Origin of the sequence: Flavobacterium branchiophilum FL-15 (assembly GCF_000253275.1) — a bacterium.
Classification (GTDB): Bacteria; Bacteroidota; Bacteroidia; order Flavobacteriales; family Flavobacteriaceae; genus Flavobacterium; species Flavobacterium branchiophilum.
On sequence record NC_016001.1, the window covers coordinates 2,008,654 to 2,025,926 of the forward strand.

Here is a 17,273-nt window from a genome sequence, read left to right on the forward strand (position 1 = left end):
AATTAGTTTTTTTGCTTGAAATAAACAATTAAAATTCCATAAAACCATTCAAAACAATAAGTGTCCTTAAATTCAACACCTTCTTTTGTTTAAAAATCACTATATTTGCCCATAATTTAAGTAATATACTTAAAAATCTTAATCAGACACCATGTTATTCGAAGCATTTTCACTATCAAAAAGTATTCAAAAAGCCATTGTCGAGCAAGGCTATACCACTGCAACTCCCATTCAAGAACAATCGATACCCATTATATTAGCAGGAAACGATTTGGTTGGATGTGCTCAAACAGGTACAGGAAAAACTGCAGCTTTTGCCATTCCTATCATCCATCAACTACATCGAATTGTGGGTTCGTCAAAAAAACCAAAAGTGATAAGAGCACTAGTTGTAACCCCAACTCGTGAATTGGCAGTACAAATTGGTCAAAATTTTGATAGCTATGCTCAATATACCAACCTAACGCAACTCACCATTTTTGGCGGGGTGTCGCAGTTGCCGCAAGTTGAAACCTTAAAAAAAGGAGTAGATGTTTTGATAGCAACGCCTGGGCGATTATTAGATTTGCATAAACAAGGCTTTATACATTTGCACGATTTGCACACCCTTGTATTGGACGAAGCAGACCAAATGCTGGATATGGGATTTGTAAACGATGTAAAAAAAATTGTTAAATTAACACCAAAAAACCGACAAACCTTACTTTTTTCAGCCACTATGCCCATTGCAATTCGGGAATTAGCCGAAATGTTTTTAAACAATCCCGAATCTGTAACGGTGTCGCCTGTATCTTCTACCGCAGAAAAAGTATCGCAAAAAATATATTTTGTAGATAAAACAGAAAAAAGAAATTTATTATATCATTTAATAAAAAATGAAAATATTTCTGACGTGTTAATTTTTTCAAGAACCAAACACGGGGCAGACAATGTTGTCAAAGCGCTCAGAAAAAACAATATTCCTGCAGAAGCTATTCATGGAGACAAATCGCAAAATGCCCGTCAAAGGGTTTTAGAAGCATTTAAAAATAAAGAAATTGGTGTTTTGGTTGCCACCGATATTGCTGCAAGAGGTATAGATATCGACCAATTGCCGTTTGTTATCAATTTTGATTTGCCTAATATTCCCGAAACGTATGTACACAGAATTGGTAGAACTGGCAGGGCCGGAAATGGTGGTATAGCCATCTCTTTTTGCAGCAAAGATGAAGAACCATACTGGAAAGACATCCAAAAATTAATCAAAGTTGATGTTGCCATCGTAACCGATCATCCTTACCCTTGGCATAGTGGTAGCCCAAAAAGTGTGCCCGAAACTGCACCAAAAAACAGCAATCGAAGCGGCGGTGCTCACAAATCAAGAAAATCTGCTGGCTCTAAACAGAATAAAAAAAGATGGTACTAAAAGCGTCCAGTAAGTTTTATGCCTCAATATCTTAAATTTATATAAAAAATTTTACACACTTTTTTAGGACAGTATCAAAGTATTTTTATTTGAAGCTATTCCCGCTTTTTGTTTCAAGTCCTCACAAAAAAAGGGGTGGTTCTAAGGCAAAAAAAGAGCTTCTTTGGTCGCTTTTTTTTGCCAAGAACCACTCCCTTTTTTTGTTCCGGGCTCATATCTTTGCATCTGATAATAATTTACAAAAAAAATGTATTTTTGAAAATTAAAAATTGATAATAGATAACAAAACAAAGTTGCATAATTGTTTGCGGGCTAAATACATTTAATGATATTCATGCGAAAGGAAAATCAACTTTGTTTTTATTACAAAATAACCACAATTAGTACTTAAGCACTATACTATTTAGTTTAGATGTTGTATAAAAAATGAGCAAAGGTAAATGTAATATTTTGTTATCCTAAAAAGAAATAATTATGAGCATTAAGTATTCAGTAGGATTGGACGTTGCAAGTAAAAAAATTGATATTTGCATGTCTGTAATTGATTGTAATCAAAAAGTAACTGTAGTAGCAAGTACTTCATTTCCAAACACTTTGAAAGGATTTCAGAGCATGGACGAATGGATTGTCAAAAAGAAAAAGTTGCAAGAAATTCCCTTGGTTATGTGCATGGAGGCTACAGGTGTTTATCACGAAAATTGTGCCCTTTATTTTTCAGAAAAAAAGTATGCCGTTTCCATTATTTTGCCAAATAAGGCAAAGCATTATTTAATTTCTTTAGGATTAAAATCTAAAAACGACAGCATTGATGCCAAAGGATTGTCAAAAATGGGAGCAGAACAATGTTTGGAACTTTGGCAACCCATGGGTAAGTTGTATTATGAATTGCGACAATACACAAGACAGTATCAAAATTTACAAGATCAAAAAACAGTCATTAACAATCAACTCCATGCTTTAGAAAACAGCATGTATATGAGTGAAATGATGATAAACCAACAAAAGGCAATCATTGAATTGTTCAACGAACAGCTTAAAGAGCTTGAAAAATTAATGAAAAATTTGATTAATTCAGACCAGGTTCTAAAACAAAAAGTGGACAACATTTGCAAAATAAAAGGGATTGCATTGCTTAGTGTATCAACCATTATAGCTGAGACAAATGGCTTTGAATTGTTCAAAAATTACAAGCAATTAGTGTCGTATGCTGGATTTGATGTTGTTGAAAGAGAATCTGGGATGAGTGTTGGAAAGACAAAAATTTCTAAAAAAGGAAATAGTCGTATTCGTAGGGCTTTGTTTATGCCAGCATTTGTAGCTATAAAATATAAAGAAAAACCATTGGTGAGTTTATATGAAAGGACATTTGCAAAACATGGCATAAAGATGAAAAGCTATGTAGCAGTTCAAAAAAAACAATTGGTTTTAATATATCATATTTGGAAGAAAAATGAACCCTATAATCCTGATTATAAAAAAGATAGCCCCGAAATGAATTCCGAGGCTATACAAGATAACAGCTTAAAAAGCGGTTTCTCAGAGGTGCAAAATTATGAAAAAAAAGAAGATAATGAAACAAAAGATAAAAAAAAAGAAAAAATACATAGCCATTGTGAAGTTGCGTAACAACGCTGATGGAACAGCAAAATGTCTAAAATACAGGTTCGATGATTTAATAAAATTCACACTATTTTTAGACACAAATTGGTCAGAGTGGAAGTGGTTTAATTTATATTCAAATAAAGAAGAAAACAAAGGAATGCAGATTGGCAATTATACAAAAAATAACAAACCAACAACAAGAAATGTCTAATTCTTTTTTAAACTCTTATAAAAAAACTGCCCAATTAATAAATTAAAGGAGCAGTAAAATGAATTTCATTTTTGCATGGCAAAAGTACAAAAAAATAGAAAGTATGACCTGAAATGATTCAATTAATGACATTCATTTTTGCACCATCCATCAAAAAAACAATATTAAAAACGAATTAAATGAAAATAAAAAAAAGTCAATTTTTTATGAAAATTATGGAAAAAAATTTGGATTTTAAGATAGTACCTTTACACTTCAATCGGGGCTAGAAAACCCGTTTTCAGCAGAATAATTTATATTAAAAAGAAATAAATCATTAAAAAGTAATACCAAATATATTTATAAAATAGTCCAAAGATGCGTAGTTATTTTTTAGAAAAAATTTTCAAAAAAAATCGTTGCATAGCTGGGCTACGGAACTATTTTTTATGAATAATTTTAGCAAAAAAGAACAAGTAGATTGGACTATTTTATATGTATATTTGGTATAATTACAAAACCCACTTCTCAGCCTCCCGAAAAATGCGTTTGGCAACTAATGTGGTGATGTAATCGTCTTCTAATTTGGTTTCAAAGGAATATTTCAAAGTGCTGTTATCGTCTTGATAATAATTGACATTGAGCAAGGTTTCTTCTTCATAATAATGTGAAATATAAACCGCAATGTGCTGATTCAGAAACCATTTGCCTATTTGGAAATAATTATCTGCTTTGAAGAAATAATAATTTTCTCCTTCTAAACCTTTGTACAATATATCATTTACATTTAAGTTTTTTATTTCGGTTTGGTCCAAAATGGCTTGGATTCGGGACTCAAAATTATCCACAAGTTCATCGTTTACCGCATTGAGTTTGTCATAGTCCATGGGGCTTCCGCCTTTTTCGATAAACTCAACAAAAGTTTCTTCCTCTTCGCCATATTGATTTTCTCGAAGGTAGCCATGATCTTTGATTTTGAAACCATATTCATCTTCATATAGAAAGCGGTCGTGAAGCACTTCTTCTAAATTATGAGTAGCTAAATACTGATTCTGAACGGGTATTTCTTCATTTTTTTCGTTCAAAACGGTATCAAAAGCCGTTACATCATATTCATCACAAACCAGTGCCCAACAAACAATTTTATTGAAATTCATTCGGAAATCATCGGCATAAATCAGGTTGATGGTGGCTTTTTGTTTTACATACAATTCGCCGTGGTTGTAGTGCCCTTGCAAGAATTCGGCATCTAAATTTTGATGAAAATAATGGGTAGTTCCACTAAGATACATACTGAAAATATCAGCATCGGCAAGGCAAATAATTGGTGGTGAAAAGTCTAAATCATAAGCACTTAGATGTTTTTTGATCGTGATTTTTTCTTTAAAAATATACCCTAAAATGTATAAATCTTCAAAATCATCTAAATAGGTGTCCAAATACAAACTTTCGAGTTCCATTTCATTTTCTGCCAAAAGGAAAAAGCTGTTTTTCATATACGCTTCATCGCCATCAATAGAAAACATATTAAAAGCATCATAAATTTCATTTCCTTCAAAATCCGTGCATTGCTTCAAATACATTTCGGCTTCTTTTCTGTGAATCACCTTGAAAGTTTGCCCTTGAATGCTAACGGTTTCAAAAGGTTTATGATTCCCATAAAGTGAAATATAATTCGCAATTCGTTGCTTGTAGGATTCAAATTCTTTTTGTTCTTTTTTGGCTTCTTTTTTCAACCGTTTTTTCTCTTTTTCAACAAATTCCAGCAGCTTGAAAAGCAAAAATTTCATGTTTTTTTGAGGTGAAAAATCCTGTTTGGAATTATGCCACAACGTCACATAATTAGTATCATCAATTTCGATATCATAATCCAAAGCGGCATAATTTTCTTCATTAGTATCATTGCCAAAAGGTTCGTCCAGAATAGCCAAACGGAAGAGATTGTTATAATCTGGCTCTTTGCGCTTAACAGAAATCCTATGATTTTCTCGAATAATTGTGAAAAAATCATATTTATAATTTCGATTTTGCTTTTCACAAAAATCAGCTATAATTTGCAAGTTTTCACAAATCAATTCGGCTTGTTCTTCATCTGAAAAAGGCTTTTCTTCATAATAACTATGGTATTTTCCTTGAATGTTTTTGAGTAGATATTTTTCATTATCTTTTTGAATTAATTGCTCGCATGCTATAAAATTTTTGGTCGCTTTTTTAATCAAATCATAATCCAAAAATTGAATGGCTTTGTTTTCATTTGTATAAATATCATTGGTTGCCTGATTTTGACTTGACCAATACCGAAAGCGAGAATCTCCATCTGTAAATGCATCAAAGTAAAAATGTTTGGCATCAAATTCGGAAGAACTTTCTATTTCTTCAGAAATTCTAAAGGTTACATAATCCGTTAGCGACCAATCGAAAGACAAATTGTAATCGCCCAGCCAAGGCATTTTGTCGGCATCTTCGTAATCATTGTATTTTTCCTGCACCACCTCCAAATTTATGATACTTCTAATGCGTTCAGGAGTTGCAATTTGCTGTAATTGAGTGAAATAAAAATGACTTCTTTCTACATGAATTAAAAATTCTGCCCAAATTGGTGTAAAACGTTCTAAAGCATTTGGCACCTCTTGAATCGTTTTAAATTCATATATCTTTTCATCGGTATTTTTATATATAATTTCAAAATGATCTGTTTTTGAAAAGAGTTTTTGCAGCATTTTTTTTGGTGAAACCCAAATGTAAATTTCTGCTCCATCTTCCAATAAAAAAAAGATACTTTGTGGCACATCGGCACCATCCGAAGCTCGTTGATGTGGCTTGTTTACAAACACATTGGTTCTTGAAAGCGGTAAATAGAGAGCCACTTCGTTATGATGCGCTTCCTGATAATTTTCAAAAAAACGATTGTAATTTTCAAGAGTAAGTGCTTTGTTTTCAAATAGAATCGGAATATTTTTATGATTGTGCGCCTCCAAAAAGTCCGAATCGTGAAAATAACTTTCAAACCCTAGTGCATCTAAAATACTTTCTACGGTCCATTTATCTAATTCGTGATGTAAAACAATAAAATAGGAATCGGTATCGGTTTCTAAAAAAGTCAATTGTAAACGGGAATCAATCTCTTTTAAAGCCAACTCAAAATCAATCCAAATGTCCTTTAAAACATAAGGAAGCCCATGGTAGTCGGCTTTTTTTGGAAGTGTAAAATCATGTAAATCAAAATTTTCTTGTAATGTTTTTGAAATATTAAATGCCACATCTTCCACCGAAAATTTATGGTCTATAGTGATGAAAAGATGAGGCCATTCTGGATCTAAATGATCACAAATAGCATCCAAAACTTCCTGCGGATTATCCAAAATAGCTTCTTCGATTTCAAAATTTTGAATCCATTGATAAAGTCGGTTTTTCTTTTCACTATTTTTGACACAAATCGGAACTAATTCTTTCAAAGTGGCCTTGATTTTTTCTAAAGGCGTTTTATCTTGATACGATTCAACGCCATCAAAAACCGTTTTTAGTACATTTTTGTCTTGTTTCAGACTTTCAATAACCGAATCCCGATTGACAATATTGCCCCAAAACACAATATCTTCCATTTCTTCATCGGTTATAGTTGCGATGGAATAATATAAATGTTCGGGTTCAAACAAACTTTCGGCAGCTTCGATATAATATTCGGTGTCGTCTTCATAATCTGCACTGTTTTCGTTGAAATAATATTCCGATCTGTATGACGATTGCTCTTCGTCAAAATGGTATTCTTCACTGAAAATAATGACTCTAGCAAAGATTTCCAAATCAACATATAAACTCCCATGATTGTAATTTCCCCAAAGTAAATCGGACACCTTGAGGTCTTGTAAAATATGAATTTCGCTTCCGCCTACAACCATATTTTGGACTTCGACATCTCCCAAAACGACCAAACCAAAAGCGCCATCATCATTGCTCGAAAAGAGATTTTTGGCTTTCAAATCGCCTGTAATTAATAGAAACATTCCCGTTTGTTCCCTCAAATAGGTTTCATAATCTTCAGTTCGACGTTCATATTCAATGAAAGGTTGTGCCAAATCGATGTAATCTATTTCTAAATCGCCTTCATAAAAATGAACCATCATCTCGTTTTCAGTAGCTTTTGAACATTCTTTGTATAACCAAGAATCCTCAGGAACAAGATGTTTTACGTCATTAAATGGAACTGTTTTTAGCAGGTTTTTGAGTTCGGACGCAGGAAGAAAAAGGGTAGTTGTTTTGGTTTCATTTTTATGAGTTAGAAAATCAAAAAAATCTTTTGGTTCTCTTTTATTTACTTTTTCAATTTGCGATTCGATTAATTCTTCGATAGAATTCGCAATTACAATTCGTTCCCAAGATTCATTTTCGAGAAGGATAATTTGACCATACTTGCCTTCATCACTTGGGTCGGTATCAAAAAGCAGGTAATCGCCATTGTCGCCATCTGCAAAAGGGATCCAACGCGGATTAGCATAGTCGTCTGCTTTTACTTTTGGGTCAAAATTTTCTAAATTGCCTTCTTCAAGACTATCTTCAAAATACAAATTTTGAATGCCTTCCCATTCTTGTTTTATTTTTTTGAATGGAATCAATTGATACCAGCCCCCGTTTTCTGGTGTAAAACTGAAAGCGGAGGCAACATGGTTATCTTTTACATTATATATTTTGTATAAATGGATTAATTCAACGGGAATTTCAAGTCCATTTTCGAGGGTTTTATGTGTTTCAATTTCCATTTCCGAAATACCAGAAGTCAAATTGAAATACGGATTGTGTTCCGGAACGATTTTATGGATTAAGTCAATCCAATTGGTGAAGAGTTGGGATAGGATTTGCATGTTTTCATTTTTTAAATCATTTTTTTATTTTGAACCATTAAGATATTAAGTTTCATTAAGTCTTAATTACCTTAATTTCTTAATGGTTTAAATTTTCGAATAGTTGTTTTTTATAATTACTCCATCATATCATCCACAATAAACTGAAAATCAGCCTCAATTAGCATTTTTAAATAAGCATCAAAACTATCTTCAATAACAATCAATTCATCGGGATCGTGGGTGTAGCGAACAATTTGACCTACTTTTCCTTTTGCCGAAGGAGAAAAATCTATATACAATTGCGAAGTACCTCCATTGTTCATACAATTGGAAAAATGAAGCCAATTGAGTGCTTTGGAATCCGAAATAATGCGATTATCTACTTCAATAAAGGCATTTACTCTGTTGATATATTCACCAAAATAGATATAATCTTTACTAGTCATCATCTCTTCGGCACTCAAAATATAATACGGATATTCAAACATATCCGATCCCAAAAAGAAAAAGGCAATTTTTTCATTTTGAAATTTTCTCCAATGTGTGCCATCTACAAATTGCAACAATGCAATTAAACTTTCGGGAATTTGTGGGAAAGCCTGCTTCAATCGTTCTTCATCTTCTTTATGAATTCCGTGTTTGATAGACTCAAAATGTTCCCAAATCTCTTGTCCTTCTCGGTCGTAGTAGGCTTTTTTTAAACCATTGATGTATTTTTTTGATAAATTTTCCATTGTTTATAATTTTTAAAAATAATTTATCAAATATTATTTTGTTAGTGCTTGAACCAACTTCTTCAAACTCGTATTTTCTTGAAAAGGCATCAAAAATTGCTTCGCTTTATCTGATGGTTTTTGATTTAATTTGGTTGCCAAATCATAATAATTCTCCATAAATTTTTTGAAATTGGTTGGCAATTTTTCAACTAAAGTCCAATTGGAAAGTACGCCATCTAGCAACAAAAACAACGCCTGATTGTGTAATGGCGAACTGTCTTTAATGCTCAAAACTGCATCGGAAAACCGTCCAAACACCCCATAATTATTTGAAATTAAATAGGCAAATACCAAATACAACTGTTCCATTGGAAGGGTTTGATTTTCAATTTTTTGATACATCACTTCCGATGCCAAAAGCCGAACATCTTTTTTATCCATAAAGAAACAACAGGCAAAAACGGTACTACAATAATTTGAAAACACAAAATCGGTACGGTTTGCCAAATGCAAAAAGGCAGTAAGTATATCGGAACCTGAACTGGTATTCACACAAGCAGCAAGCAATAACTTCAGTGCTAGTGGTTCTTTGTTTTGTGGCATCAAATCGTTCCAATAGTAAACCGAATCGCCCCCATACAAATGGTGGTACCAACTGTTTTTTCCAACAAAATAGCAATCCAAACTATACAACAAATGATTTGGAATTTTTTTATAACCTGGCAGTTCCACAGCCAACTCCATCCAAGAATGACGCATTTTTTCTTTGGTGCGATAATCCACCCATTCATTGTGTTTTTCAACAAAATTGATCGGATTTTGAAAGGGTTTCCCCGCAAATGCAACTCCTGCAATAGTCGTTTTCTCAAAGGCTTCAAAAGTTTCATTCGGATAAAACGTTTGTGCCGCCACTGCCCAAAGTGCGGTATATTTTGATTGCAACGTTTCGCCTCCCGCTTTTTGAAATAAAGTATTCAAAATACCTTCTTTCGGAATTTTTATCTCTTTGTGCATCCCAAAACAAAATTCAAACAAATTTTTCATCTCGGTTTCCAATTGGGACAGTAGCGGTATCGCATCTTCAACCTGTTCCAAAGGCATTCTCGAAATGGCCAAGGTCAAATCATTAAAATCTATAGTTTCATTTGCGTTTTGATAAGCAATTAGGCGTTCCAAAATCGTTTTTGGTGCTACCCAATGCGGTTCGTGGGTTGGAAAACTCAATAAAGGCAACGCACGTTTCGATTGGATTTTTTCATCGATGCATTCTAAAATGGAAATATAGAAATACATCGTTTTCACCGTATTATAACTTTTAAATTTGGTATCGGCTTTTTTATCCAAATGCATTATTTTTTGGGTCAAATAGCCTTTTACAAAGTCTTTTGCGGCACAACTAAAATACGTTTTATGTAATTGTTTTTCATAAGGCTCCAATTGTTTTTGGTAATCCGCTGGAAACAAATGCCGCTGCAACACCAACGAATGCATCAAGATTTCTGCATCTAAAATGCCCTCATTAGTTATGAATTTTCCAAATTGAAACAAAATTTCGTTCCAATCGGTTGGTAAATGTACCTCACTTACTAATTTGTTGACCTTCTCAGGTTGATAATGGTACTTTTCAACTTCAAAAACGGCATTTTCATCGGCTTCATTGCCTAAAAAATCGCCCAATTGCAATTTTACCGAACCTTGCATTTGACCCACATATTCCAATAGTTTTTCTTTAATCGTTTTATCTTTTTTATTGGCAGTTTTTAGTAGGGTTTTCAAAGCGCGTTCTTGCAAAGTCAAATCGGAAATCACAAAAACGTTGCTTACCAAATGGGCAATTCTCGTGCTGGTTTTGGTATTGGTTTTTGAAATTTTTTCCAAGATTGGCAATAGTTTTTTAATGCTTCCTTTGGCGTCTTCTCTATAAAACATAGGTTCTAACCATTCCAAAAAATCGTTGATTTTGAATTTCTTATCTTCAAAAATTGTTTTGCACAAGTCCACTCCAAACGTGATTATTGGAGCATAAGCATTTTGCAAAAAAGTAAAGATAACATTTTGGTTCGCAATCAATTCTTCTGTCGTAGGTTTTATTTCTTCAACTACTTTTTTGAAGAATGTTTTTATTCCGTTGTTCCATTCTTTGGTCTGTATCAACAAACTATTCTCAATAATGGTGGCTCTTTTCAAGTTGCCATCGTTCACAAATTGCAATAAAGCAACATGCCACAATTTGAATTGATTATAGGGTTGATCGTTATTGGTTCGGAAATACACATTGTTTATAGCGGTTTCATATTCAAACAATAAAGGCACATCGCGTTGCAATGCAAGGGCATCTAGTGCCAATTTTTTGATGAAATTTTGTGCCGAATCCTTAACTTGATATTCGTTGTATTGTGCCAAACTAATGGCATACAATTCTGCATGAAATGCTATTAATTTTTCCTGTTCCAAATAGCGCAAGGTGTAATAGGAAATGGAAGCCCATTCGTTTCTTTTTACCAAATTCAACAAATATTCGGCAATCCAGTTGGGTTTTGCCCAAAAAATTAGTTCTTTAATTATAGCATCGGTTGTCATGGCTTCCAAATACGAAGCAATTCCATCAAAAGCATTGATTTCGGTCTTGTCCACTACCGCCATTGCTGTCAAATTGATAATTTTGGTTTGGATTTCATCGCCGCGTCTTCCCCAATTATAGCTTGCCTTCTTTTTAAATTCAGGTTCATTGGTCAAATCGGCATAATCACACCAATATTTTTTACATTTTTTCAAATGTTTTTTGAACTCGGTTACATTTCCTTTTACTTTTTCTTGTAAAAAAGGCAACAACGCTTCCATTCTTTTTTCTTTGATGAGCTGGTCATATTCCGCTGTGATTTCTTGAATTGCTGTTTTGGCTTTTCCTGCTTTGCTACTGCTGTCCACAATCACTTCGCCCGATTCGGAATAGCCTTTTTTTATTTTTTCAGCTACTAATTTCTCAGCCATTTTCAAGCATTCGGCTTCGGTCGAAAATGTTTTGGTTTGTGAGGTACCAGAAGTGCCATTTTTGCCATAAGTTACCGTAAATTGAATCCCTTGTGCTTCAATTTGCCAAAATTTATCCGATGTACCGTCTATATATTTTAAATGTTTTTTCATGTTTATTTTATTTTTAATCTATTTTTTTTTGGCATTCCCCTACGGGTCGGGCTTTTCGTTGCAATCTTTTTGTTACAGTGTTATTAGATATTTATATAAATTCCCGTACAACAACTCCCCCTTCGGGGGCTGGGGGGCTCAAAAAGGATTTCCACTTCAATCCCTAATGCGACCCCTTCATAATAGAACCAATTTCTAATTATGGAAGCTTTTTTCTATATATTATACTTCATTTTCTAATAATTTAACACCCAATATGTGTTTGCAAATCCCTCTTTTTCCTTGATATGAAGAAAACCAATCACAAGTGCATCTCGCTTCTCCATTTTGAATTACCACTTTGTGTTGCACACCTGTCCCTTTTACAAATGCTTCAATCAAGGTGTCATTTTTTGTAATAAACTGAATATCATTGTTTTCAATAAGTTTTTTAGCATTTTTCAATCTTGGGTTCAAGCTCAATATGCGTTCGGTTTTAAATGGCAAGCGTCTGTAAAAATGAGAATTATCTAGCAAATCAAAACCCAAAAGCCCCATTGATGACAAACTAGCGCTGAGGTTGTCCATTGTACCGAAATCAATATCATTTTCAATGGATAACAAAGTAGGGTTGAAGGTTTCGTTGGCTTTCAACAAGGAATTTAAACCATACACCCATTCCAATGGCAAGTTTTCGGTCATCTGTTCCAATGCCTTTCCTTCTCCTGAAAACCCTCTATAATTATCGGGTGAAAACGCCATTAGCAATTGCATACTCCCAAACTCACACACCAAAGCACAAGTCTCTTTATCCGAAGATTCATAGATAAATACCTTATCCAATAGTGGCAAAACGCCTTCCAATAATCGCAATCGTTGCACCCCGCCTATACGAACACAATCGGCACTCAACAAAGTAGAAAACATCATTTTACCTGCCCGTTTCGATATGTAAAAATCGCCTTTCACATTTCCTTTTGGCAAGGAATTAAAGAGTTGAATGGTTTGTAATTTGTTTAATTCATATTTTTGTTCCATGTCTGCCAAATACAATTGCACACTTGTCAAACCCTTAATCCATCGGATGGGTAGTGTTACTTTCCGTTCGGTAACTTTGGCTTTTGTTGTGATTACTTGTAGCTCTTGTTCGCCCACCGCAAGGGTAACTTTTTCCGATTTTTGTATAGCATTCAATGCATTAAGCATGGGTTCGTTAAAATCTACATTGGTTGTGCCACTTGCAATAAATTCTCCATCAATGGCATTGGGTTTCATGTCCAAACGCACATACACACCATTGCAAGACGAAAATCCTTCAAACCGAATTTGTTTTTCACCTGCCGTAACAATTGGGTCACGCAAACTTGCAGGAATGGGACCAAAACTTGACCGCACCACTTTGGCAATCGTGCTCCAACATTTAGCCGTTAAATACGGTTGTGTCAAATTGCCCCAAAAAAAGCAAGGAATGTTATTCACTTCCTGCAATTCCGATTGATGTGCCAGCACCAAATTATGAATACCCTTGGTTTTGCTTATCGTAGAAGCGGTTTTGAAATCAAATGCTAAGTCGTTCATTTATATAGGTTTATTAGGTTTGTATGTAAAAATAAAAGTTGAAATAGAAAATGGTTTAAAGATAAGTTGTTTTTTTCTTTTGGCAAAATATATCCTTTTACCGTAAACTGCGTTAGGGATGGAAGTGGAAATCCTTTTTTTTATGGTTGTTTGAATTTGTTTTGTAAAAATGATTTTTGTTTTTATCGAAATCATTCAACTGAAAACTACAACCATAAAAAAAAAATTGAAACGGACAGCCCGACCCTTGTGGTAACGCCCAAAAACAATTAAAACTCTACATCATCTGCCACATTTCCGCCTTGTTCTGCTGCGAAAATTTTGGCATATTCCTCTTGTTTTTGATTTTGATAATCTAGGTAATGTTGGATGTCGTTTGAGTTGAAATTTTGGTTTTGAATCTCCATATATTTCATAGCTACGCCTTGAAAATCGCCCAATCCAATGCCATAATTATCCAAAATCCACTGCGCACCGTCCATGCCATATTCATAAGCGGCTTGGCGAGCACCCGTTAGTTCATAATAAAAATAGATATCATTTTTCAAACGTTCCAAATTGGCCTCTCCCTCTTCGGATAGATTGGTTTTAACTCCTTGAAGTTTAGGGTGTTGGTCGGCTTCAGCATAATATTGTCCAAACAAAACCGAAACGCTAAAAGTGGTGTCTTCTGCCATTCGAGCAGGCCAAACCGTGTTCACTTCGCCCCAAATTGTGGCATCAATTCCGAAAGCTTTGTAGATATCTTCTTCGGCAACGCTAGAACCTAATTTGGCACAAATAGCCGAATAATCTCTAAGTGAAATGCCGTGAACAGGCGCTAAAAGTGGGTTGTTTTCGTCCTCTTGCATGTTGTTGCCCATTTGTGCAACGCCGTGGTGTGCCAATGAATTTCGGTTGTCAAAACGGATATATTGGTCGGAGTCGCACTCGTTCCAAGCCATATAAACGTCTCTTCGATAGTTGTGATACACATTGTTGATTTCAGATTGGCTGGTAATGCCTTCTTGTTCAATCCAAGCTTGGGATAAGCGTTCTACTTCTTCATCAAAATCTTCAACATCATAATGCGTTCCGTGGAGGGTTTCTGGGTCGTATTCTTCATAGTCTTCGTCCTCATAATCCTCTTCATAAGATTCATTTTGGGTGTTTTCAAATACTTGATTTTGAGTATTTTGCACTTTTTTTTCTTCGTTGCCTGTAATAGAGCCAAATAGTTTTTTGAACATAATAATAAAATTTTAGGGGTTAATGAATTAAATATTTGATAAATCGTTTTGTAATCTGGTTTCGAGATGGGCTTCCATATCGGGGGTGATTTTTTTCCATTCGGCATATTTTTTATGCAAATAGTCTTTGTGAAAAATGGGGGTGTTTTGAATAGATTCTTGCCTTTTGGCTTCCAAATCAGCAATTTTTGATTCAGTTTCGGACTTTATTTTCGCATCTTTTTCAAAATTTAAACTCAATTTCAGCGGGTGCATTTCGTGATAAAACAAACGTTCTTTTTCGGATTCTATTTTGTATTTTTCATATAAATCAGCCGCTCTTTGGTGGGCCAAATCTTGTGCAAAATGTTGTACCATTCTGGCTTGAGTACTAGGCTCAAAGGTATTTTGGGTTTGACAGGCGGAACAAGCCAAATGCACATTGATAAAAAATATTTTCTCAATAGAAATGGGACTTCCGCATTGTTTGCAATGAAATTTATCTTTGATAGCGGCATATTCGTCTAGCACTTTTTGATAGGCAATTTCATAATCTTCATAATCGGTTGCGTCTATTGCCTCCCTTGCTGCTTGATACTTTTCTTCAAAGAGATTGTATCGACTTCTACATTCATTTCTAAAGGTGTCTAGTACCTCTTTATCTTTGTCTTTTGGCGAATAATCGTGTTTGATTTCTTGGTATAAATCTAATATTTTTTCGTTGTGAACGTCATAGACTTTCTTACGAATATTCTCTAATTGCCCGTCTATACCTGATTTCATACGATGAAAATCCATTTTGAAGCTTTCTTCAGTGCTGTTTCTCATTTCAGTCAATTCGGGAATGGCCGCATCGGTAAGTTCTTGCATTTTTATTTCTAATTTGTCCAAAAAATCAAAAAAACGTTGTTGGTTTTCTTGAATTTGGGGCAGCCATTCACTCGATTGCGAATGGGAGGAAGAATTGTCTTTTTTGTTGAATAATCCAAACATAATTTTTAATTTTTTATGAATTTAAGAATTGGAATTGTCTTCTTTTTTGATAAAAATGCCATCGGTTAATTTGACAGCTAAAAATTCGTGACCGCAGTAAGCACAATGGGTTAAACCCTCTTGTTTTGCTCTACCTGCTCCACAATTTGGGCAATCGGCAGCATCCATTTTTGCTTCTTTAAACGCATTATTTTCGTCTATCCCATACGTTTTTTGACTTTGGGCTTTTAATTTCATTTTCTCAACAAATGAAAGTGGTTTTTTATCCTCCATTCTGATTAAAGTTTGCTTAATAAATCGGCTTTTTTTGCTTTAAAATCATCTTCTTCAATAATTCCTGCATCAAACAAATCTTTCAGTTGTTTTAATTTTGCTGGAATGGCTTCGGTTTGAGTAGTAACTAGCTGATTTTGTTGCATTTGTTGCATCATCATATTGAGCATAGCACCTTGTTGTACTGCATCATTTAGCCCGCTTTTTCCATCGCCAATAGCGGTAGCGGTGTTAAATTGGGTAAATTTATCCATATCTTTCACCATATTGATATTGGTCATTTTGTCATAATGAGCAGTAACTTCTTCGGGCAGCGTTACACTGGTGATGATGAATTGTGTCAGTTCAATTCCCAATTGTGAAAAATAAGTTTTTAGTTCTGGTTCTACTCTTTTGCTCAAATCTGAAATATTGCCTGCTACATCGGTGACAGCAAGGTTTTGATTGGCCAAAACTTCGCCAAATTTTGGTGCAACAAAATCACGCAATTGCGATTGCAATTCAAATAAAGTCAACTGAAAATATGTGCCACAATATTGACGAAAAAAGGTAGCAACATCGGCAATTTTGAAGTCAAAACTTCCAAAAGCACGAATGCGTACTTGACCAAAATCAGGGTCTTTCATCAAGATTGGTGCGGGTGTTCCCCATTTGTTATTGATGAATTGATGGGTATTGAAGAAATAAATATCGGCTTTAAACGGACTTTCAAAACCGTATTTCCAGCCTTTTAATTGACTTAAAAGCGGAATATTTTCGGTAGAAAGGGTGTGTAATCCTGGTCCAAAAACATCTGCCAATTGTCCTTCATTGAGGAACATAGCGTGTTGGGTTTCTCTAACGGTTAGTTTTGCGCCGTTTTTAATTTCTTTGTCTTCGTCTTCATATTTCCACATCAAAAGATTGGGGTCGGGAGTGGTGGCTTCAATAATTTCGATAAAAGGAGCTTTCATAAAGTTTTGATTTTAATTAAAATTAGAATTAACTTTAAATTAATTCACAATTACATTTTTGAACATCATCAAAAATGTATTGCCAAAACTATGAATACTTTAGAATTATACTGTTTTTCTTTAGTCTATTGTGCGTCTATGCAAATAGAACCATTGTCTATTTGGCGACTACATGCTTATTTGTATCAGAAAATCAGAAAGTTACATTTTGTAATGCCAAATAAAATTTATAGTATTTTAATCAATTCAAACAGCTTTATTAATAATCAATTAGATCATTAAAAAAAATTTATTTAATGATAAATGATTTTTTCATATAAACTTATGAAATTCTTACTTTAATTTCATTAAAATTAGTAAGTTAATAATAGTATTTGAAAATAGAAAAATA

At 34.1% G+C, this 17,273-nt stretch carries 11 protein-coding genes; 3 read left to right on the forward strand and 8 right to left on the reverse strand.

The window, feature by feature from the left end; translation table 11 throughout:
* The first annotated feature begins 151 nt into the window (after window positions 1-151).
* Both FBFL15_RS08690 and FBFL15_RS08695 read left to right on the forward strand, forming a co-directional pair.
* Entirely contained in the window at window positions 152-1,405 is a 1,254-nt protein-coding gene (locus FBFL15_RS08690; protein WP_014084241.1) for a DEAD/DEAH box helicase, read from the forward strand.
* Between the two features lie 474 nt (window positions 1,406-1,879).
* Entirely contained in the window at window positions 1,880-3,031 is a 1,152-nt protein-coding gene (locus tag FBFL15_RS08695; RefSeq protein WP_014083827.1) for an IS110 family RNA-guided transposase, read from the forward strand.
* A 678-nt stretch (window positions 3,032-3,709) separates the two neighbouring features.
* On the opposite strand, the gene FBFL15_RS15760 is transcribed toward FBFL15_RS08695, so the two are convergent.
* The 8 genes from FBFL15_RS15760 to FBFL15_RS08745 all read right to left on the reverse strand — a co-directional run bounded on the left by FBFL15_RS15760 (window position 3,710) and on the right by FBFL15_RS08745 (window position 16,882).
* Complete coding sequence (locus FBFL15_RS15760) at window positions 3,710-8,056, reverse strand: SMI1/KNR4 family protein (protein WP_014084242.1); 4,347 nt, start codon at window positions 8,054-8,056, stop codon at window positions 3,710-3,712.
* A 116-nt stretch (window positions 8,057-8,172) separates the two neighbouring features.
* Window positions 8,173-8,772 carry an SMI1/KNR4 family protein gene (locus tag FBFL15_RS08710; RefSeq protein ID WP_014084243.1) on the reverse strand — a complete coding sequence of 200 codons (600 nt, stop codon included), beginning with the start codon at window positions 8,770-8,772 and terminating at the stop codon, window positions 8,173-8,175.
* A 33-nt stretch (window positions 8,773-8,805) separates the two neighbouring features.
* Window positions 8,806-11,898 (reverse strand): DUF6493 family protein, encoded by a 3,093-nt coding sequence (locus FBFL15_RS08715; RefSeq protein WP_014084244.1) that lies wholly within the window; start codon window positions 11,896-11,898, stop codon window positions 8,806-8,808.
* Window positions 11,899-12,120: 222 nt separating this feature from the next.
* A complete protein-coding gene (locus FBFL15_RS08720; protein WP_014084245.1) occupies window positions 12,121-13,455 on the reverse strand; it encodes an SWIM zinc finger family protein in 1,335 nt (444 codons plus the stop codon).
* 269 nt (window positions 13,456-13,724) lie between these two features.
* Entirely contained in the window at window positions 13,725-14,684 is a 960-nt protein-coding gene (locus tag FBFL15_RS08730) for a DUF6620 family protein (RefSeq protein WP_014084246.1), read from the reverse strand.
* A gap of 27 nt (window positions 14,685-14,711) precedes the next feature.
* The gene (locus FBFL15_RS08735; RefSeq protein ID WP_014084247.1) at window positions 14,712-15,656 is read right to left on the reverse strand and encodes a hypothetical protein; all 945 of its coding nucleotides are present in this window, start codon (window positions 15,654-15,656) and stop codon (window positions 14,712-14,714) included.
* Between the two features lie 21 nt (window positions 15,657-15,677).
* The gene (locus FBFL15_RS08740) at window positions 15,678-15,929 is read right to left on the reverse strand and encodes a hypothetical protein (protein WP_014084248.1); all 252 of its coding nucleotides are present in this window, start codon (window positions 15,927-15,929) and stop codon (window positions 15,678-15,680) included.
* 5 nt (window positions 15,930-15,934) lie between these two features.
* Window positions 15,935-16,882, reverse strand: coding sequence for an SPFH domain-containing protein (locus FBFL15_RS08745; RefSeq protein WP_014084249.1), 948 nt, complete (start codon window positions 16,880-16,882; stop codon window positions 15,935-15,937).
* A gap of 90 nt (window positions 16,883-16,972) precedes the next feature.
* Between FBFL15_RS08745 and FBFL15_RS16330 the strand changes: the two genes are divergently transcribed.
* Window positions 16,973-17,164 carry a hypothetical protein gene (locus tag FBFL15_RS16330; RefSeq protein ID WP_148267908.1) on the forward strand — a complete coding sequence of 64 codons (192 nt, stop codon included), beginning with the start codon at window positions 16,973-16,975 and terminating at the stop codon, window positions 17,162-17,164.
* Window positions 17,165-17,273: the final 109 nt, after the last annotated feature.